A 17,749-nucleotide genomic window follows, 5' to 3' on the forward strand; every position below is an offset into this window, starting at 1 on the left:
GAGGACGACTCCTCCCGACGGCCGTCCCGCCGGTCTGTGCTGTGACACCTGGGGGCGGGAATGGGACTCTTCGACGGGCTGCTCGGCGGACGCGCCGCCGACTTCGACTCGGGCAACGCCGCGACCAACGCCATCGAGCTGACCAAACGGCACCGCCAGGTCTCGCTCACCAAACAGGGCGCTGCCACCGGCAACCTGCGGATCAACCTGGCCTGGCGCATGCGCACCTCCGACATCGGCGGCTCCCAGCGCGAAAGCCTGCTGCGCCACCCCTTCCAGGCGCTCAAGCCGCCGGAGGTGCTCGAACACAGCCAGTCCATGGTCAACGTCGACCTCGACCTGGGCTGCCTGTACGAGCTGACCGACGGCACGAAGGGGGTCGTCCAGCCGCTGGGCGGCTATCTCGGCGACGTCAACGCACCGCCGTACGTCAAACTCAGCGGCGACGACCGGTTCGGGTCCGGGTCGGGGGAGACGATGTACGTCAACCTCGACCACCGGGAGGACATCAAACGGCTGCTGGTCTTCGTCTACATCTACGACCAGACGCCCGCCTTCGACCGTACGCACGCCATCGTCACCCTGTACCCCAGCAACGGGCCGCGGATCGAGATCGGACTCGACGAACGGCACCCGCAGGCCCGCTCCTGCGCCGTCGTGATGATCGAGAACGTGAAGGGGGAACTTCTCGTCCGGCGCGAGGTGAAGTTCGTGTACGGCTTCCAGGGCGAGATCGACCGGCTGTACGGCTGGGGGCTGCAGTGGGGCAGGGGCTACAAGGCCAAGGCCGAGCGGTAAGTCCGGCCGCGTCAGCGTCCGACGAACTGCGGGCCCATCGGCGGCAGGCGGAAGTCCGGGTCCGGGGCGGTCACCGGCTGCGGATAGCCGTAGCCGTCCGCCGCCGGGGGATAGCCGTACGCCGGCCGGCTGTCCGGCTGCGGATAGCCGTACGCCGGCTGCAGCGGGGCCGTGGGCGGGGGCTGCTGCGGGTAGCCGTAGCCCGGCTGGGTCGGCACCGCCGACGGCGTCTCCGGAGGCAGGGGCTGGGACGGCGGTGCGGTGGCCGCCGGCTCGTCCCCTGCCGGCTCCTCCGACTCGTCCACCGAGATGCCGAAGTCCGTCGCCAGGCCCTTCAGGCCGTTGGAATAGCCCTCGCCGAGCGCGCGGAACTTCCAGCCCTCGCCCCGCCGGTACAGCTCCCCGCAGATCAGCGCCGTCTCCTCGCCGGTCTCCGGCCGGATCGTGAAGGACGCCAGCGCCTCACCGTCCGCCGCCGCGTCGTACACCAGGATGCTCAAGTCCCGCACCCGGTCGAAGGCGACCCCGTCCGCCGACGCGACCAGCAGAATGCGCGAGACCCCCGCCTCCACCCCCGTGAGGTCCGTCTGGATCGTGTCGGTCAGCCCCTCGGCCAGCCGCTTCTTGCCCAGCCGCCACACCGCCCCCGACGGATGCCGGGGCTGGTTGTAGAACACGAAGTCCTCGTCCGAGCGCACACGGCCGCCGGAGCCCAGCAGCAGCGCCGAGGCGTCCACGTCCGGCACGTCCTGCCCCGGCGACCAGCGCAGCACGGCACGGACCGTCGTGGCCTCGACGGGGACGTTCGACCCCTTCAGCATCGCGTGCGTCATGCCGTCATCCTGCCTTCTGAGTCCTGTCCACGACAACGCGGGGTGGCCCCGCGCCGACCCAGCGCTGCCTCGGGCGCGTTACCGGAAATTCATGCCCCGCGGGAACTCCGGACATGGATCCGTACGTACTATTACCGGCCACCTTTTACCGCAACCACAGGCCAGAATCCTGCGCCCCGGGGGAGATACATGCGTCATTTCGGGCACATCGCCCCTGAGCTGCGAGAGCGCCTGTTCCACCGCCAGCCCTGCGAGTTCACCACCGACTCCCCGGCCCGGCTGCTCTCCGCGGCCCTCGGTGCCACCCTGTACAGCCCGGCGACCCGCCCCCGCCTGGCCGACGACATCGTCAAGCAGGCCGCCCGCGGAGTCGTCTCCATGGTGCTGTGCCTGGAGGACTCCATCGGCGACGACGACGTCGCGCACGGCGAGGACAACCTCGTCCGCCAGTTCGCCGACCTCGCCGCCCTCCCGGACGGCGACCGTCCCCTGCTGTTCATCCGGGTCCGCACCCCCCGCCAGATCCCCGACCTGGTACGCCGCCTCGGCCCGACCGTACGCCTGCTGTCCGGATTCGTACTGCCCAAGTTCACCGAGGAACGCGGCATCCCCTTCCTCGAGGCCCTCGCCCTCGCCGAGGCCGACAGCGGCCGCCGCCTGTTCGCCATGCCGGTCCTCGAATCCCCCGAGCTGCTCTACCGCGAATCCCGCGTGGAGACCCTCGAGGGCATCTTCCGCGCCGTCGACAAGTACCGCGACCGCGTCCTCGCCCTGCGCCTCGGCGTCACCGACTTCTGCTCCAGCTACGGCCTGCGCCGCGCCCCCGACATGACCGCCTACGACGTCCAGATCGTCGCCTCCGTCATCGGCGACGTCGTGAACATGCTGGCCCGCGCCGACGGCACCGGCTTCACCGTCACCGGCCCCGTCTGGGAGTACTTCCGCGTCTCCGAACGCATGTTCAAGCCGATGCTGCGCACCAGCCCCTTCCTGGAGGGGCAGGCCGTCGAACTGCGCGAGAGACTGATCGAGCACGCCATGGACGGACTGCTGCGGGAGATCTCCCTCGACCAGGCCAACGGCCTGCTCGGCAAGACCTGCATCCACCCCTCCCACGTGCTGCCCGTGCACGCGCTGTCCGTCGTCAGCCACGAGGAGTACAGCGACGCCCAGGACATCCTCAAGCCAGAACGCGGCGGCGGGGGTGTTCTCAGGTCGGCCTACACGAACAAGATGAACGAAGTGAAGCCGCACCGCGCCTGGGCCGAGCGGACCCTGCTGCGCGCCGAGGTCTTCGGCGTCGCGGACGAGGGCGTCAGCTTCGTGGAACTGCTCGCCGCCGGCATAACCGGCCGATGACACAGGGACGGATGAAAAACGCAGTGAACAACGGGGTCTGGACCGGCACCTGGGTCGCCGAGCGGCTCGGCGTCGAACTCGTCGGCGACGACGGGCTCACCGAGCTGCTGGGACTCGCACTGCGCCGCAACCCCAAGCGCGCGCACCTGCTCGTGTCCCACGTCCTCGGCAAGCACGTCCCGCAGGCACCATCGGTCGTCTACGGCTCCGGCCTGGCACTCGGCCGCCGGGTGCGGGACCTGCTCGGAGCCGAGGAGGCGGCCCGCGCCGTCGTCCTCGGCTACGCCGAGACCGCGACCGGACTCGGCCACTCCGTCGCCGACGGCCTCGGCACCGCGCCCTACCTGCACTCCACCCGCCGCCCGGTACCCGGCGTGCCCCGGGCCGGAGGCTTCGAGGAGTCCCACTCCCACGCCACCACCCACCTGCTGCTCCCCGAGAACCCGGCCCTGCTGGCCGGCGACGGCCCGCTGATCCTGGTCGACGACGAGTTCTCCACGGGCAACACCGTCCTGAACACGATCCGCGACCTCCACGAGCGCCACCCCCGGCGACGGTACGTGGTCGTCGCCCTGGTCGACATGCGCTCGGCGGAGGACACCGACCGCCTGGACGCCTTCGCCCGGGAGATCGACGCCCGGGTGGACCTGGTGGCGGCGGCCTCGGGCACCGTCAGGCTGCCGGAGGGCGTGCTGGAAAAGGGACGGGACCTGGTGGCGAAGTACGAGCCGGCCGACCCGCAGGCGCGGGGCGGTGACATGGGCCGCTCCGCCGCGTGGGCGCGATCGGCCCCCACCGGCCCGCGGACGCCGGACGGCCGTCTCACCCGGGTCGACCTGCGCTGGCCCCACGGCGTCCCCGACGGCGGCCGCCACGGCTTCACCCCCGCACACCGCCGGCGGCTCGACGCCGCCCTGCCGACGATGGCAGCCCGCCTCGCAGACACACTGCCCCGGACAGCACACCGCGTCCTCGTCCTCGGCAACGAGGAGCTGATGTACGCCCCCCTCCGCCTCGCCCGCGAACTGGAGCAGATCACCGACGCCGAGGTGCGATTCTCCACCACCACCCGCTCACCCGTCCTCGCCGTCGACGACCCCGGCTACGCCATCCGCACCCGCCTGGTCTTCCCCGCCCACGACGACCCCGCCGACGGCCCCGGCGAGCGCTACGCCTACAACGTGGCCGGCGCCGGCTTCGACGCCGTCGTCGCCGTCGTCGACTCCGCCGGCGACACGGACGCGCTGCACGCCCCCGGCGGACTGCTCGACCGGCTCGGCGCGCACACCCCGCACGTGGTCCTCACGGTCGTACCGTCGTACGTCCCAGCGCCCGCCCTCGAAAGGCCCGCCATGCTGCCCGAGCCACTCCGTGGCCCCGCCTTCTCCTCCTACGCACCCGAGGAGGTCGGCTGGCTGCTGCAGGACCTCTCGGACGTCACGCTGGAGGCGCCCACCGAGGAGCGCGAGGAAGCCATCCAGAGCGGCGGCGCCCACTACGCCGAGTCACTGCCCGTGGAGTACCAGCCCAGCGAGCAGTACCAGAACCTCTTCCACCAGGCCCTGGACGTCTCCGCGGCACGCATCGCGCACGCCGTCGGCGTGGTCACCGAGACGGTCATCGCCGAACGGTCGCCCCGCCCCGTCCTGGTCTCCCTCGCCCGCGCCGGCACCCCCGTCGGCATCCTCATGCGCCGCTGGGCGCAGTACCGGCACGGCCGCGACCTGCCGCACTACGCCGTGTCCATCGTGCGCGGCCGCGGCATCGACGCCAACGCGCTGCGCTGGCTGGCCGCCCACCACGACCCCGCAGACGTCGTCTTCGTCGACGGCTGGACCGGCAAGGGCGCCATCACCCGCGAACTCGCCCAGGCCGTCGAGGAGTTCGAGAAGCAGGAGGGGATCACCGGCTTCGACCCGGAGATCGCCGTCCTCGCCGACCCCGGCTCCTGCGTGAGCACCTACGGCACCCGCGAGGACTTCCTCATCCCCTCCGCCTGCCTCAACTCCACCGTCTCCGGCCTGATCTCCCGTACCGTGCTGCGCGCCGACCTGGTCGGCCCCCACGACTTCCACGGCGCGAAGTTCTACCGCGAACTCGCCGGAGCCGACCTCTCGAACGCCTTCCTCGACGCCGTCGCCGCCCGCTTCCCCGAGGTCGCCGACACCGTCGACGCGGCCGTCAAGGAACTGCTCGCGAGCGACCGCACCCCGACCTGGGCGGGCTGGGCCGCCGTCGAGCGGATCAGCGAGGAGTACGGCATCCACGACGTCAACCTCGTCAAGCCCGGCGTCGGCGAGACCACCCGGGTGCTGCTGCGCCGGGTGCCGTGGAAGATCCTGGCCCGCGAAGGCGCCGGCGCCGACCTCGACCACGTCCGCCTGCTCGCCGAGCAGCGCGGCGTCCCCGTCGAGGAGGTCGCCGAACTGCCCTACACCTGCGTCGGCTTGATACACCCCCAGTACACGCGCGGCGCGACCGGCGCCGACGGCAAGGCGGTGACCGTCTGATGCCGGTGCTGGTGGCAAGCGACCTCGACCGCACGCTGATCTACTCCTCGGCGGCCCTCGCCCTGACCATGCCCGACCCGCGTGCGCCCCGCCTGCTGTGCGTGGAGGTCCACGAGAGCAAGCCCCTGTCCTACCTGACCGAGACGGCGGCCCAGCTGCTGACCGACCTCGGCGACACGGCCGTCTTCGTCCCCACCACCACCCGCACCCGCAAGCAGTACCAGCGCATCAACCTTCCCGGGCCGCCCCCGGCGTACGCGATCTGCGCCAACGGCGGCCATCTGCTGGTCGACGGGGTGACCGACGCGGACTGGCACGCGGGCGTACAGGCACGGCTCGCCGACGAGTGCGCGCCGCTCGCGCAGATCCAGGACCACCTGATGCGCACCGCCGACCCCGTCTGGGTCCGCAAGCACCGCACCGCCGAGGACCTCTTCGCCTACCTCGTCGTGGAGCGCGAACTGCTCCCCGAGGAGTGGGTGAAGGAACTCGCCGCCTGGGCGGAACCCCGCGGCTGGACAGTGTCCCTGCAGGGCCGCAAGATCTACGCCGTACCGGGGCCGCTGACCAAGAGCGCGGCGGTACGCGAGGTCGCCCGCCGCACCGGCGCGGGCCTCACCCTGGCCGCCGGAGACTCCCTCCTCGACGCCGACCTCCTGCTCGCCGCGGACCGAGGCTGGCGCCCCGGCCACGGCGAACTGGCCGACGAGGGCTGGACGGCACCCCACATCACGGCACTGCCGGAACGGGGGGTACTGGCGGGGGAGAGGATCGTCCGCGAGTTCGTCAAAGCGACGCGGACGACAGCGCCCCGATAGGGGCGCGGGGAACGGCGCGACCGGCCGCGATGGTGCCGCACCCGCTCAACGCGTGGCGCGGCACCCCGGCCGGTGCCTACCCGCAGCACCCTCCGCCACAGCACCCGCCCCCGCCGCCCGCGCGAGGAGCGGGCGCCGGCGCGGACGCCGTGCCGCCCACCGCCACCGTCGACAGCAACTTCACCGTGTCCTCGTGCCCGGCAGGGCAACGTGCCGGCGCGGACGACTCCGCCATGGGCCGGCTCAGCTCGAAGGTGTCACCACAGGTACGGCACCGATAGTCATAGCGAGGCATGCCAGAAGACTAACCGGCGTGGTGGCCCCGCTCCTCGCGGATCTGCGCCACCACCCGGGCCACCGACTGCCGCACCGCCTCCGCCTCGGTAAGGAAGTGCCAGTAGTCGGGATGGCGCCCGCCCTCCAGAGAGGCGACCGCGCGGTCCAGCCGCGCCACAGCGTCGTCCAACGGCCGCGCGTGCCGCGGATCCGGCGTCGTACGGCCCGTCATGGCGAGCCGCTGCGCGTCCCGGATCGCGAACCGCGTGCGCTCGACCTCCTGCCGCGGATCCTTCTGCACGGCGTTCAGCCGCCGCAGCCGGTCACCGGCGGCCGACACGGCCTCGTCGGTGGCGTTCAGCAGCGCCCGCACCGTCGACAGCAGCGCCGTCGCGTCGGCCCACCGCTGCCCGTCCCGCGCACCCTGCGCCTCCCGCAGCTTCAGCTCGGCCTGCCGCACGTTCTGCGCGGCCTGCTCCGGCACCGGCTGCAAGTCCTGCCAGCAGGCCACCGTGAACCGCCGCCGCAGCTCGCTCAGCACCGGCTCGACCTGCCCGGCCCGGGTGGTCAGCGCCTGCGCCCGGGTCCGCAGCGACACCAGCCGGTGGTCGATCTCGGCCGCCCGCTCCGGCAGCCGCTCGGCCTCCGCCCGGACCGCCTCGGCCTCCCGCGCCACCCGCTCGGCCCGCTCCAGCGTCGGCCCCACCCCGTGCCGACCGGCCCCCTGATTGAGCTTCGTCAGCTCCGGCGACAGGGCGGCGAGCCGCGCCGCGAGATCGTCGGCCTTCAGCCCCGACTGCCGTACGGCGTCCAGCGCGACCGTCGCCGCCAGCAGCGCCTGCCGGGCCCGCTCCACGGCCGGCGCGACCCGCGCCAGCTGCGTCTCGGCCTTGCCGAGCAGCGGCCCGAGCCCCTCGCCGAACCGTTCCAGCTCCCGCCTGACCTGCTCCAGCTCGTCCTTGGCCCCGGTCAGCTCCGTGCGCGCCCGCGCGGCGGCCGACGCCTCCAGGTCGTCGCGGTCCAGATCGTGGGCGTCCACGGCCGCGATGTACCGCTGTGAGACCTCGTCGATGCGCCGCCCGAGCGCCGCGAAGTCGGCGACAGCGCGCCGGGCGGCCGGGGAGTCGTCCACGGCCGTGATCGTCTCCACGGAGATCCGCAGGTCCCGCTGGGCGGTGTCCAGTTCGTAGAAGGCAGCGGCGGCGGCGTCCTTCGCGGCCTGCGCCTCGGCCCGCTGGCTCTCCGCCCGCCCGCCGAACCACCGCCGCGTACCGCCACCGGCGAAGGCCGCGGGCAGCGCCAGCACCGCGACGAGCGGCAGCCCCACCAAGGTGAGCGTGTCCCGTAGGGCGCGCGCGTACGACATCGACGGCGACGAATACGGCTGCGCTGGTGTCGCCGTCACATCCCTCTCCCGTGCTGCGTCCGACCCTGCCCGGTGTCATTCTCCCACCGCTGGAAGACGAACACACGAGCCGGTCAGTTCGCCGTCCCCCCGCTGTTTTTCCCACCACCGCCGCGGGCGGGCCGGCGGCGTTCCCCCGCACCGGGAGACACCGCTGCTCCGGCCCCTTCGGTGCGCCGCCACGGGTTTGCTGTGCACTGCCCAAGGCAAGGTAGGCTGTCGGCTTGTCCCGGGTGCGTAGCTCAGTGGTAGAGCGCCTGCCTTACAAGCAGGATGTCGGCGGTTCGAAACCGTCCGCGCCCACTGACCATCAGGTCCAGGTCCGGACATCGTGGCGGCCCCTCGGAGATTCTCCGGGGGGCCGTCGTCGTGTCCGGTCGCCGCCTCACACTGTCACTACGTGCCGCGTCAGTAGTTCGCGTTGGCCAGGATCTCGCCGTTCTTGTCGTACACCGTCACGAGGCCGTTCTTGGACTCGTAGCAGGACGTGAACGCGGACGCGATCAGCTTCCCCTCGCCCTGGTGCGGGCCCGTCATCCCGCCGGAGAAGTCGGTGAACACCTCGGCCGAGTCGAGGATGTCGTTGCGCTTGTCCGCGCCGGTCACCTTGGTGACGTGCTGGGCAGCGGCCTTCTCTGTGGCCGTGCCGTTCGCGGCGACGCACTCCTGGAACTCCTGGGCCTGGGTCTTCTCCTTCTTCGCCGGGGCCTTGTCGGTGCTGTCCTTCTTGGGCGTGTCCGCAGCCGTGACGGCCTTGTCCTTCTTGGAGGTGTCGTTGGAATCCCCGCCACCGCCGCCGGAGACGGCGGCGATGACGACGATGGCGACGACACCCAGGCAGCCGAGCCCGGCGACCCTGCCCACCTTGCGCTTCTTCGGCGGCTGCGCGGTCGGTGCGTTGTCCGGCTGCTGCTGGTGGCTCATGTGTGCCCCCCGGGGGTTGTGTGGTGCTTGTGACTGTGCGACCCGTGGGGGAGCCGCGCGGTTGCCGCACGCCGCGGAAACTCACCTGATCGGGGGGCAGCGGTGGCGTGCGGGTGACGCGCCCAGGGGCCTTCGTCGCGTCAGGGGGCCCGTTGCCTACGATGTGACACGTGCGTCGGTTCGAGGTGGGGCTTTCCGTGGTGCCGCGGGTGCGGTGGCGGCGGCTGGTTGCCGTGCTCGGACTGCTGGCCGGATTGCTGGGGATGCACGCGCTGGCGCCCGGTGGGGTCGTGCCGGAGCGGCACGGGCGGATGAGTGCCCCGGCTGTCGTCGGCGTCGTGGTCGCCGGGGACGGGTGCGCGGGGAGCGACGGGCACTGCGGTGGCGGGCACGCGCGGCATGCCGACGTCACCTGTGCCTCCCCCGCGGTGAGTGGCGGGCCCGAGCTGCCCGCGCCGCTTGCCGACCCGGGCCCCGTCGTCGTACCGCCTGGTGCCCGGTGTGCGTATGTCGGTGCCGCGCCCGACGGGGCCCGCGCCCCGCCCTCTCTGGCCGAACTCCAACTCCTGCGGATCTAGACACCGCCCGTGCCGTGCCGTCGGTTTCCACGGCGCGGTGCGTTCGCGTGTCCGGAGATTTCCCTTCTTCCAGCAGGAGTTCCTTCATGAGCTGCACCACCCGTACCCTCGCGCGTCGTTCCGGTCTGGTCGCGGTGGGGGTGAGCGCCGTCTTCCTTCTGGCCGCCTGTGGGGGCGGCAGCGGGGACGGCGGACACAAGGGGCACGCCGCGGCCTCCGCCTCCCCCTCCGCCTCCGTGTCCGGGGGCGTGAGCGCGGGGGCGCACAACGCGCAGGACGTTGCCTTCGCGCAGGGCATGATCCCGCACCACCGGCAGGCGCTGGAGATGGCGCGGCTCGCTGCCGAGCGGGGGTCGTCCGCGCAGGTCAAGGACCTCGCGGCACGGATCGAGAAGGCCCAGGACCCGGAGATCCGGACCATGAGCGGCTGGCTGACGGCCTGGGGCGAGGACGTGCCCCAGGACGGCGGTTCGGACATGCCCGGCATGGAGCACCACTCGGCGCACTCCGGTGCGTCCGGCATGGCCGGGATGCCCGGGATGATGGGCGAGCAGGACATGTCCGAGCTGCGGAAGGCCTCGGGCAAGGACTTCGACCGGCTGTTCCTGACCATGATGGTGGAGCACCACAAGGGTGCTCTGGAGATGGCGAAGGCCGAGCGGGCCAAGGGCGCCTACGGGCCCGCGAAGAAGACGGCCGGTGACATCGTCACCGGCCAGAGCGCCGAGATCGCGGAGATGAACGGGCTGCTCGGCTAGTCCGCTGTCGGGGCCCCGGCCCTGGGTCGGGGGCCCCGACAGTCCCGCGGGCCCTCAGGCCTCGGTCCCGGCCTCACCCTCGCCGGGTGGAGTCTCGTGCGCGTGCTTGAGCCGCGAACGGGCCTCCATCCGGCTCTCGGGCGCTATTTCGGACCAGAAGCGGTGCGTGGTCACGAACACCGCCAGCTCGTGCTCGCGGCGCCGCAGCTTCTCCACCTCGGCCTGCTCGTCGGCGGTCCAGCCGGGGGAGGCGGGGCGCTCCAGCTTGCGCCAGCCGTTGTCGTCGCTGAAGCCGTCCAGTGGCTCCACCGACCAGGGGAGCCGCTTGAGCAGGGCCGACAGTTCGGCCCGGACCTGATGCAGCTCCTCCTGGCCGGCGAGGAGGTCACTGGGGAATTCATAGGTCGTAGCCACAGCGCAATGCTACGCCTGTTCGAATTGAGGCAGCGAGCTGCTTCTGGGGCTTCACTCGAATGAGTGCACGAGGTGCTGGTACGTGCGTTCCCCTCCCGCCGCTGTGCTCAGTGACCCGCTTCCCGCAGCTCCCGCACCACCCGCGCCGCCACCGGGACGGGCACCCCGTGCCGCTGCGCCGCACGCAGCAACGCACCGCCGATCGCGTCGAGTTCGAGCGGGCGGCCCGCTTCCGCGTCGCGCTGCATGGAGGACTTCGTGGCGGCCGGGAAGCTGTCGTAACGGGCGAGGGAAGCGACCGGGTCGCCGGGGCCACCGCAGGCGTGACTGACCGCCGCCGTCTCCTGCGCCAGGGCGGTCAGTTCGTCGCGGTGGCGGGTGCGCAGCTCGCCCATGGGCAGGCCGTGGCGGGTGGTGAGCAGGGCCATGGGGGCGAGGAAGGCCATCTTCGCCCACAGCGTCGCGGCCTCGTCGGGCAGCACGCGGGTGGTGACACCGGCGTCGGACAGCGCCTCGGCGAGTGCGGTCAGCCGGTGCTGCGGGACCGGGTCGCCGGTGACGTCGACCTCGGCGAAGGCGGTGCCGTGCTCGATCACACCGGGCGCGGTCCGGGTCGACTCGACGCGGATGACGGCCGGGGCGACGCGGTCGGGCCGGTAGCGCTCGCGCAGGTGCGCCGGGTGCTCGACGCCGTTGAGGAGCGGGACCAGCAGGCCGTCGCCGAGGGCGGTGCGCGGAACGCGGGTGAGGGCCGCGTCCAGCGCCGTGTGCTTCACGGCGACCAGGCAGGCGTCGACCGGCTCGCGCAGCTCGGTGTCCGCCTCCACCGGGACGGTGAAGTCGCCGAACAGGCCGCTGCGGACGCTGATGCCGGTGCCGCGCAGCGCGTCGGCCGTATCCCCTCCGGCGAGGCAGATCACGCGGTGGCCGGCCCGGGCGAGCAACGCGGCGAGCAGCCCGCCGACGCCGCCGGGGCCGAGGACGGCCACGGTGAGCCGGTCGTGGGTCGTGAGGGTCATCGGTGTGTCCTCTCCTCGGTCGGCCCCATGGACGGTGGCCGCCTGGAGGAGATCATCGCAGCGCGCTGCGGATCGGCCGGACGAGGGGCCAGACTTGAGGCATGTGCCGGAGTATCAAGACCCTGCGCCCGCCCGTCCTGCCCGGTGAGGCCACCGAGGACGACATCCGGGCCGCCGCCCTGCAGTACGTACGGAAGGTGTCCGGCTTCCGGGCGCCCGCCGCGCACAACCGGGAGGTGTTCGACCGCGCGGTGGAGGAGATCGCCGCCGCCACGGCCCACCTCCTCGACGACCTGGAGGTCCGGGGCGCCCCGGCGCGGCAGGCGGGATAGCGGCCGGGCGGCGGCTGCGGCGCGCCGGGTGACCGGTAGGGCCGCCTGGCCCGCCTGGTCCCCCAGGGTGCGGCCGATGTCGACGGCCGCCGGCCCTGCACGGCGCGGCCGATGCCGACGGCGGGGTGGCTGCCCGGCGAGGAGCGGTGTCACGGCTGGATGGGCCCCCAAGGCGACCTGCTGCTGCCGCCCAGGCGGGCTCAGCCCCGGTCGGCTGCCCAGCGAGGTGGTGCCACCGCTCGGCGGCTCGCCGCGGGGCCGGTGCACGTCACCGCTGGGTGGTTACTGGCGGGCCGGGCCGGTGCACTGGCGGCTCGGTGCACGTCACCGCTGGGTGGTTACTGGCGGCCCGGTGCACGTCACCGCTGTGGGGCTACTGGCGGGCGGTCGCCGCCGCCGGCACAGGTCGTCGGCGCATCACGTACACCGCTGCCGCGCCCGCGGCGAAGAGGGCCGCCACCGACACGCCCGTGGCGAGCCAGGTCGCGCCGAGCCAGTGGGCGCCGTAGTAGCCGAGGGCGGCGCTGTAGCCGGCCCAGGACAGGCCGGCCAGGGCGGACCAGGGGAGGAAGTCGCGGGCCCGGTGGTGGGCGGCGCCGGCGCCGAGGGAGACGACCGAGCGGCCGGCCGGGGCGAAGCGGGCGAGGACGACCAGGGGGCCGCCGCCCCGGGCGAGAGCGGCGCCGAGACGTTCCTGCGCGCGGCTCAGCCGGCGGGAGCGGGCGATCGCGCTGTCCAGGCGGGCCACTCCGCGCCAGGCGAGGCGGTAGGCGACGAGGTCGCCGAGGACGGAGGCCGTCGCCGCGGAGAGGATCAGGAAGAGCAGGTCGGGAACCTTGGCGGGGGCCGCCGCGCCCGCCGCTCCGGTGCCCGCGGCCGCCGCCGTCGCCGCGGTGATGACGAGGACGCCACTGGGCAGGATCGGCAGGAACACGTCCAGCAGGACCGACGCCGCGACGATCGCGTAGATCCATGGGCTGCCGGTCAGCAACCCGACACTCTCCAGCACTGCTACTCCCCGTGATCCCCCGTGGGCCGTACCGTGCCGCGCGAGCGCGGGGAGCGGCTGTGACCGGCCGATGACAGCCATACAGCGTACGCCCGGGCTGGGACAGGAGATTCGGCGGGGGCTCGTGTGTCGGAAGTTGCGCCACCGGGCGAGGGGCGCCCCCTTCTCAGGGGCGCGCCCCCGCGCCCAGCAACCCGCAACTCCTGGGCGGCGTACTGGCCCACCGGCGCACTGGCCCACCGGCGTGCCGGCCACCGGCGGACCGGCCCACCGGCGGACCCGGCCACCGGCCTGGACCCACCGGGCCGGACCCACCGGGCGGGACCCACCGGGCCGGACCCACCGGTCGGACCTGCCCGGTCGGACCTGTCCGGTCGGCCTCACCGCGTCGGACCCGCCGGGCCGCCCTGCGGCGAACGTCAGGCGGCCACCGGCGTCCGCTCCGGTGCCGGCCGGTCCGCGCTCTCGCCGCGCCGGGACAGCAGCCGGTCCACGCCGAACGCGCCGGAGCCGGTGAAGACCAGCAGGAAGAACGCCCAGCAGAACATCGCCGACGCCTCGCCGCCGTTCTGGAGGGGCCACAGTGCCATGCCCTGGTGCACGTCGAAGTAGGCGTAGGCCATCGAGCCGGAGGCCACCAGGGCTGCCGCGCGCGTGCCCAGGCCCAGCAGGACGAGGCCGCCGCAGACCAGCTGGATCACGGCCGCGTACCAGCCGGGCCAGGTGCCGGCCGCGATCGTGCCGCCGTTGCCGCCGGCCGCGCCGCCCAGGACGCCGAAGAGCGAGGCGGCGCCGTGGCAGGCGAAGAGCAGGCCGACGACGATGCGGAACAGTCCGAGCACGTACGGCTGCGCGCCGTTGAGGCGTGCGGTCATGTGGGGGCTCCTTCGGTGGTCGAGCGGAACGACCTCGGCGGACCGGTCGTGGGGGACGGCGGCACCGAGTGAGCCCACAGGTTAGGCAGACCTAACGAGTGCTTGCAAGTTCAACATTCAGCCACGGGTGGCTGCCGGGCCGCCGCCCCCACGGCTGTCGCGGGGGCGGCGGCCGACCCGCTCAGCAGCTCGCGAGGTAGTTCGTGAGCGCGCTCTTCTCGGCGGTGTCGACGGAGAGGTCGTAGTAGTACTTCACCTGCACCCAGGCCCGGACGTAGGTGCAGCGGTAGTCGGTGCGCGAAGGCATCCAGGTGGCCGGGTCCTGGTCGCCCTTGGCCTGGTTGACGTTGTCGGTCACGGCGATGAGCTGCGGACGCGTGAGGTCGTTGGCGAACGCCTGGCGCTGCGCGGTGGTCCACTTGCTCGCGCCGGAGTCCCAGGCCTCGGCGAGGGGCACGAGGTGGTCGATGTCGAGGTCGGAGGCGGCGGTCCAGGTGGCGCCGTCGTACGGCGAGTACCAGCTGCCGCTGGTGGCGGCGCAGGAGGAGTCGGTGACGACGTTCGTGCCGTCGCGCTTCAGGACGGTCTCGCGGGTGTTGCAGGTGCCGCTGATGGTGATCCAGTGGGGGAAGAGATCGCGGCTGTAGCCGGTGCGGTTCTCGGTGGCGACCGTGAGCTGGGAGAGGTAGCTGCGGGCGGTGGCGGCGCTGACCGGGGTGGGCAGTGCGGCGGAGGCGGTGGGGGAGTTGAACAGGGCGGCGGAGGCTGTCAGTGCGGTGAGCGTCGCGAGTGTGCTCACCCGTCGACGCGCGTAGAACCCGGAGAATATGGCCATGCGAACTCCCTTGTGGGGTGGGGGTGTTGGGCTGCGGGCGCGAGAATGTTCGCGCTGCCGTGTTGCGGGGAGATGTGCGCGCGGTGAGAGGTTAGTGACGCGTGCATGACACGACAAGGTTCACGGTCGAACTTTCCGCGCCGCACGAGGTCGCACGCTCTTCCCGTACGATGGGTGGCGCAGAAGGGGAGTAGCTCTTCGCCGGTGTCGTCGACATACTGCTCGGTCAGCCCGAGCCGGCGCCCGGAGGCGGATCCCGCGGTTCCGCCAGCGAGACCTTCGGCAACGCAGTGCACGCCCGTGTCGTACGGCACGGGTGCTCGAGTGTGCTGCCGTGCCGAGGTGTCTTGCGCGTGACGTACCGCACTCTCGGTGGGGCAGCCCCGACCGATAGAGGAACCTTGATCAGCATCACCGTGACGGCGCTCGTCTTCGGCGTCATCTTCCTGGCCGAGCTGCCGGACAAGACCGCGCTCGCCGGCCTCGTCCTCGGCACGCGCTACCGCGCCTCGTACGTCTTCGCCGGTGTCGCCGCCGCCTTCGCGCTCCATGTCGCACTCGCGGTCGCGGCCGGCAGCGTGCTGACCCTGCTGCCGCAGCAGATCGTGCACGCGCTCACCGGTGTGCTCTTCCTGGGCGGCGCGGCGGTGCTGCTGATGAAGAAGGGCGAGGACGAGGAGGAGGTCCGCCGGCCCGAGAACCAGACCTTCTGGAAGGTCGCCGGTGCGGGCTTCATGCTCATCCTCGTCGCCGAGTTCGGCGATCTGACGCAGATCATGACCGCGAACCTCGCCGCGCGCTACGACGACCCGCTCTCCGTCGGTCTCGGCGCGGTGCTGGGCCTGTGGGCGGTCGCCGGCCTCGGCATCGTCGGCGGAAAGGCCCTGATGAAGCGGGTGCCGCTGGCGCTCATCACCAAGATCGCGGCTCTGCTCATGCTGGCGCTCGGGGTGTGGAGCCTGTGGGAGGCGGTGGCGGGGTGAGCGCGGCGTCGGTCCGGTCGGCTGCGGCGGGGGCCGTGGCCGGCGGTCCGACACCCGGGCCTGTCGAGCGCTGCGCCCTTCGGTTCCGGCTCGCGTGGCTGAACGGTCGGTGAACTGTCGCCGGGGTGGTGGCGGGATGCCCGACTTGTTTTGTACCGTGGAGGAACAAAGTGGCTCCCGCCCGTTTTCCCTGACCGGCGGGCGGGACCACCTTGTCCCTCCGGGGGCTTGATCACTCACTTCCTGGGAGTCGCCGATGCCGGCCACCGTCCTCACCGCCCGTGCCCTGCTGCTCGACATGGACGGCACGCTCGTCAACTCAGACGCCGTCGTGGAACGCGTCTGGCGGCGCTGGGCGGCGCGGCACGGGCTCGACGGCGACGAGGTCATGAAGGTCGTCCACGGACGGCAGGGACACGCGTCGATGGCGGTCCTGCTGCCCGGCCGGCCCATGGAGCAGAACCTCGCGGACAACGCGCGGATGCTCGCCGAGGAGACGGCGGACATGGAGGGCGTGGTACCGGTGCCGGGGGCGCCGGAGTTCCTCGACTCGCTGATCCGGCTCGGTGTCCCGCACGCGTTGGTGACGTCGGCGGACGTCGCGCTGTCCGGCGCGCGGATGGCGGCGGCGGGGCTCGCGCTGCCGTCGGTCCGGATCACGGCGGAGAGCGTGGGCGCGAGCAAGCCGGATCCCGAAGGCTTCCTGAAGGGCGCGGCCGAGCTGGGGGTACCGGCCGCGGAGTGCGTGGTCTTCGAGGACTCCGGAGCGGGCATCGCGGCGGGGCGCTCCGCGGGGATGCGGGTGGTGGGCGTCGGCCCCCGCGCCGCCGCGCACGACCCGGACGCATGGGTACGCGACCTCACGCACCTGCGGCTCGAGAACGCCGGCGAGGGATTGTTCCGCCTCAACGCCGAGCGCTAGCGACGGGGCTGCGCCAGGCGTAGCGACGGTGGGGTGCGCGCCCGGCGTGGAGCCTGGGGGAGGCGTGACTGCCCGGAGCCAAGCCAGATGCCGGCCGGCACCCGCGTACGGCGGGAAGGGGCCGGGGTGGGGGGTGTCCGCCCGCAGCGGCCGGCACCGGCACAGGGCGCCCTCGTCGGAGACGGGCGGCCGGACCGAGGACGGACACCCCCCGCCCCGGCCCCGACCCGCGACGCACCGCAGGCGCGACACCCGCCACCCACCGGACCGCAACGGGCCGCCGCAGGCAAAAAGGGGCGCGGGGAACGGCGCGACCAGCCACAACGCACCCGCAGAAGACAACGCACCCAGCGCCGCAGGCACACGCACCCAGCCCCCACGCACCCGCAGCCGCAACACAACCAGGCGCCGCAGGCACCCGCGCCCAGCCACAACGAAACCCGCACAGGCCCCGCCTCACGGCGTCTCCGTCTCCGACTCCAGCATCGCCCGCGTCTGCGCCCCGTACACCCCCAGCCCGTCGTCCGTGACGCCTCTCGCCCACTGGTAGTCGCGCAACGCGTCCTCGACCTGGGCGTTGAAATCGCCGTTGGCCTCGCCGTTGTACAGATTCAGCTGACGAAGGCGCAGCTGCAGTTCCGTGACCGCCGGCCCCCGCTCACCACGCCGCAGGACCTCGGCGTCGGCGTCCTGGTCGCCGTCGCCCGGGGCGAACGTGTCATCCCCCGAGGACCCCGAGGCCCCCGTCGCCGTAGGAGTGGGCACCCGCGTCGGCGTCGGGCTCGGTCTGCCGGTGGACGCCGAGGCCGACGGCGTAGGGGACGGGCTCGCGCTCGTCCGGGACGGGCTCGGGGCCGGCGAGGACCGCGACGGAGAGGGCGACGACGTAGGCGACGACGACGGCTCGGTCGTGGTCGTGACCGTGTCCGGCACCGCCGCGCGGACGCCCTCGGGTGCCGCATCGTCCCGGGTCGGCGTGTCGTACGACAGCAGTCCACTGGCCGCCCCGGCCACCGCGACCACTCCCACCACGGCCCCGGCCGCGGCCAGCAGCACGGCGGTACGCCGGCGCCGGCGCCCACGCGGTGACGCAGCCCGGCG

At 73.0% G+C, this 17,749-nt stretch carries 19 protein-coding genes and 1 tRNA gene; 10 read left to right on the forward strand and 10 right to left on the reverse strand.

Features of this window, described 5'->3' with window-relative positions:
* Window positions 1-60: 60 nt before the first annotated feature.
* Entirely contained in the window at window positions 61-798 is a 738-nt protein-coding gene (locus tag ACZ67Q_RS20400) for a TerD family protein (RefSeq protein ID WP_471183900.1), read from the forward strand.
* Window positions 799-809: 11 nt separating this feature from the next.
* Here the strand turns inward: ACZ67Q_RS20400 and ACZ67Q_RS20405 are convergent, their stop codons facing one another.
* Window positions 810-1,631, reverse strand: coding sequence for a TerD family protein (locus tag ACZ67Q_RS20405; protein ID WP_471183903.1), 822 nt, complete (start codon window positions 1,629-1,631; stop codon window positions 810-812).
* A 189-nt stretch (window positions 1,632-1,820) separates the two neighbouring features.
* Here ACZ67Q_RS20405 and ACZ67Q_RS20410 point away from each other — a divergent pair, with 189 nt between their 5' ends.
* Genes ACZ67Q_RS20410 through ACZ67Q_RS20420 form a run of 3 tightly spaced genes read left to right on the forward strand, consistent with a single transcriptional unit; the run spans window position 1,821 to window position 6,318 of the window.
* Entirely contained in the window at window positions 1,821-2,990 is a 1,170-nt protein-coding gene (locus ACZ67Q_RS20410) for an HpcH/HpaI aldolase/citrate lyase family protein (RefSeq protein ID WP_471183905.1), read from the forward strand.
* Between the two features lie 11 nt (window positions 2,991-3,001).
* Window positions 3,002-5,500 carry a phosphoribosyltransferase gene (locus ACZ67Q_RS20415; protein ID WP_471183908.1) on the forward strand — a complete coding sequence of 833 codons (2,499 nt, stop codon included), beginning with the start codon at window positions 3,002-3,004 and terminating at the stop codon, window positions 5,498-5,500.
* On the forward strand, window positions 5,500-6,318 hold the full coding sequence (locus tag ACZ67Q_RS20420) for an HAD family hydrolase (protein WP_471183910.1): 819 nt from the start codon (window positions 5,500-5,502) through the stop codon (window positions 6,316-6,318). The genes ACZ67Q_RS20415 and ACZ67Q_RS20420 overlap by 1 nt, the downstream gene beginning before the upstream one ends.
* Window positions 6,319-6,394: 76 nt before the next feature.
* Here ACZ67Q_RS20420 and ACZ67Q_RS20425 read toward each other — a convergent pair whose 3' ends face one another.
* Together ACZ67Q_RS20425 and ACZ67Q_RS20430 are read right to left on the reverse strand one after the other, a co-directional pair.
* Window positions 6,395-6,613, reverse strand: coding sequence for an FmdB family zinc ribbon protein (locus tag ACZ67Q_RS20425; protein WP_471183913.1), 219 nt, complete (start codon window positions 6,611-6,613; stop codon window positions 6,395-6,397).
* Between the two features lie 9 nt (window positions 6,614-6,622).
* Window positions 6,623-7,999: a hypothetical protein gene (locus ACZ67Q_RS20430; RefSeq protein ID WP_471183915.1), complete on the reverse strand. Its 1,377-nt coding sequence runs from the start codon at window positions 7,997-7,999 to the stop codon at window positions 6,623-6,625.
* 231 nt (window positions 8,000-8,230) lie between these two features.
* On the opposite strand from ACZ67Q_RS20430, the gene ACZ67Q_RS20435 reads away from it, so the two are divergent.
* Window positions 8,231-8,302, forward strand: a tRNA-Val gene (locus tag ACZ67Q_RS20435).
* A gap of 105 nt (window positions 8,303-8,407) precedes the next feature.
* Here ACZ67Q_RS20435 and ACZ67Q_RS20440 read toward each other — a convergent pair.
* On the reverse strand, window positions 8,408-8,923 hold the full coding sequence (locus tag ACZ67Q_RS20440) for a hypothetical protein (protein ID WP_471183918.1): 516 nt from the start codon (window positions 8,921-8,923) through the stop codon (window positions 8,408-8,410).
* A gap of 170 nt (window positions 8,924-9,093) precedes the next feature.
* Here ACZ67Q_RS20440 and ACZ67Q_RS20445 point away from each other — a divergent pair, with 170 nt between their 5' ends.
* Window positions 9,094-9,501 carry a DUF6153 family protein gene (locus ACZ67Q_RS20445; RefSeq protein WP_471183920.1) on the forward strand — a complete coding sequence of 136 codons (408 nt, stop codon included), beginning with the start codon at window positions 9,094-9,096 and terminating at the stop codon, window positions 9,499-9,501.
* A gap of 86 nt (window positions 9,502-9,587) precedes the next feature.
* Entirely contained in the window at window positions 9,588-10,259 is a 672-nt protein-coding gene (locus tag ACZ67Q_RS20450) for a DUF305 domain-containing protein (RefSeq protein ID WP_471183922.1), read from the forward strand.
* Between the two features lie 54 nt (window positions 10,260-10,313).
* Here the strand turns inward: ACZ67Q_RS20450 and ACZ67Q_RS20455 are convergent, their stop codons facing one another.
* Together ACZ67Q_RS20455 and ACZ67Q_RS20460 are read right to left on the reverse strand one after the other, a co-directional pair.
* Window positions 10,314-10,673 (reverse strand): hypothetical protein, encoded by a 360-nt coding sequence (locus ACZ67Q_RS20455; RefSeq protein WP_471183924.1) that lies wholly within the window; start codon window positions 10,671-10,673, stop codon window positions 10,314-10,316.
* A 107-nt stretch (window positions 10,674-10,780) separates the two neighbouring features.
* Window positions 10,781-11,692 (reverse strand): ketopantoate reductase family protein, encoded by a 912-nt coding sequence (locus ACZ67Q_RS20460; protein ID WP_471183927.1) that lies wholly within the window; start codon window positions 11,690-11,692, stop codon window positions 10,781-10,783.
* 101 nt (window positions 11,693-11,793) lie between these two features.
* Between ACZ67Q_RS20460 and ACZ67Q_RS20465 the strand changes: the two genes are divergently transcribed.
* Complete coding sequence (locus ACZ67Q_RS20465) at window positions 11,794-12,024, forward strand: DUF2277 domain-containing protein (protein ID WP_471183929.1); 231 nt, start codon at window positions 11,794-11,796, stop codon at window positions 12,022-12,024.
* A 373-nt stretch (window positions 12,025-12,397) separates the two neighbouring features.
* Here ACZ67Q_RS20465 and ACZ67Q_RS20470 read toward each other — a convergent pair whose 3' ends face one another.
* From ACZ67Q_RS20470 to ACZ67Q_RS20480, 3 genes are all read right to left on the reverse strand, one after another.
* Window positions 12,398-13,033 (reverse strand): DedA family protein, encoded by a 636-nt coding sequence (locus ACZ67Q_RS20470; protein ID WP_471183931.1) that lies wholly within the window; start codon window positions 13,031-13,033, stop codon window positions 12,398-12,400.
* 419 nt (window positions 13,034-13,452) lie between these two features.
* On the reverse strand, window positions 13,453-13,908 hold the full coding sequence (locus tag ACZ67Q_RS20475) for a DoxX family protein (protein ID WP_471183933.1): 456 nt from the start codon (window positions 13,906-13,908) through the stop codon (window positions 13,453-13,455).
* Window positions 13,909-14,089: 181 nt separating this feature from the next.
* Entirely contained in the window at window positions 14,090-14,743 is a 654-nt protein-coding gene (locus tag ACZ67Q_RS20480) for an HNH endonuclease family protein (protein ID WP_471183934.1), read from the reverse strand.
* 401 nt (window positions 14,744-15,144) lie between these two features.
* Here ACZ67Q_RS20480 and ACZ67Q_RS20485 point away from each other — a divergent pair, with 401 nt between their 5' ends.
* Together ACZ67Q_RS20485 and ACZ67Q_RS20490 are read left to right on the forward strand one after the other, a co-directional pair.
* Window positions 15,145-15,726, forward strand: coding sequence for a TMEM165/GDT1 family protein (locus tag ACZ67Q_RS20485; protein WP_471183937.1), 582 nt, complete (start codon window positions 15,145-15,147; stop codon window positions 15,724-15,726).
* A 256-nt stretch (window positions 15,727-15,982) separates the two neighbouring features.
* Window positions 15,983-16,648: an HAD-IA family hydrolase gene (locus ACZ67Q_RS20490; RefSeq protein ID WP_471183939.1), complete on the forward strand. Its 666-nt coding sequence runs from the start codon at window positions 15,983-15,985 to the stop codon at window positions 16,646-16,648.
* Window positions 16,649-17,104: 456 nt separating this feature from the next.
* Here the strand turns inward: ACZ67Q_RS20490 and ACZ67Q_RS20495 are convergent, their stop codons facing one another.
* Window positions 17,105-17,413: a peptidoglycan-binding domain-containing protein gene (locus ACZ67Q_RS20495; protein ID WP_471183942.1), complete on the reverse strand. Its 309-nt coding sequence runs from the start codon at window positions 17,411-17,413 to the stop codon at window positions 17,105-17,107.
* Window positions 17,414-17,749 lie beyond the last annotated feature (336 nt).

The organism is Streptomyces sp. NPDC036813 (assembly GCF_055609245.1).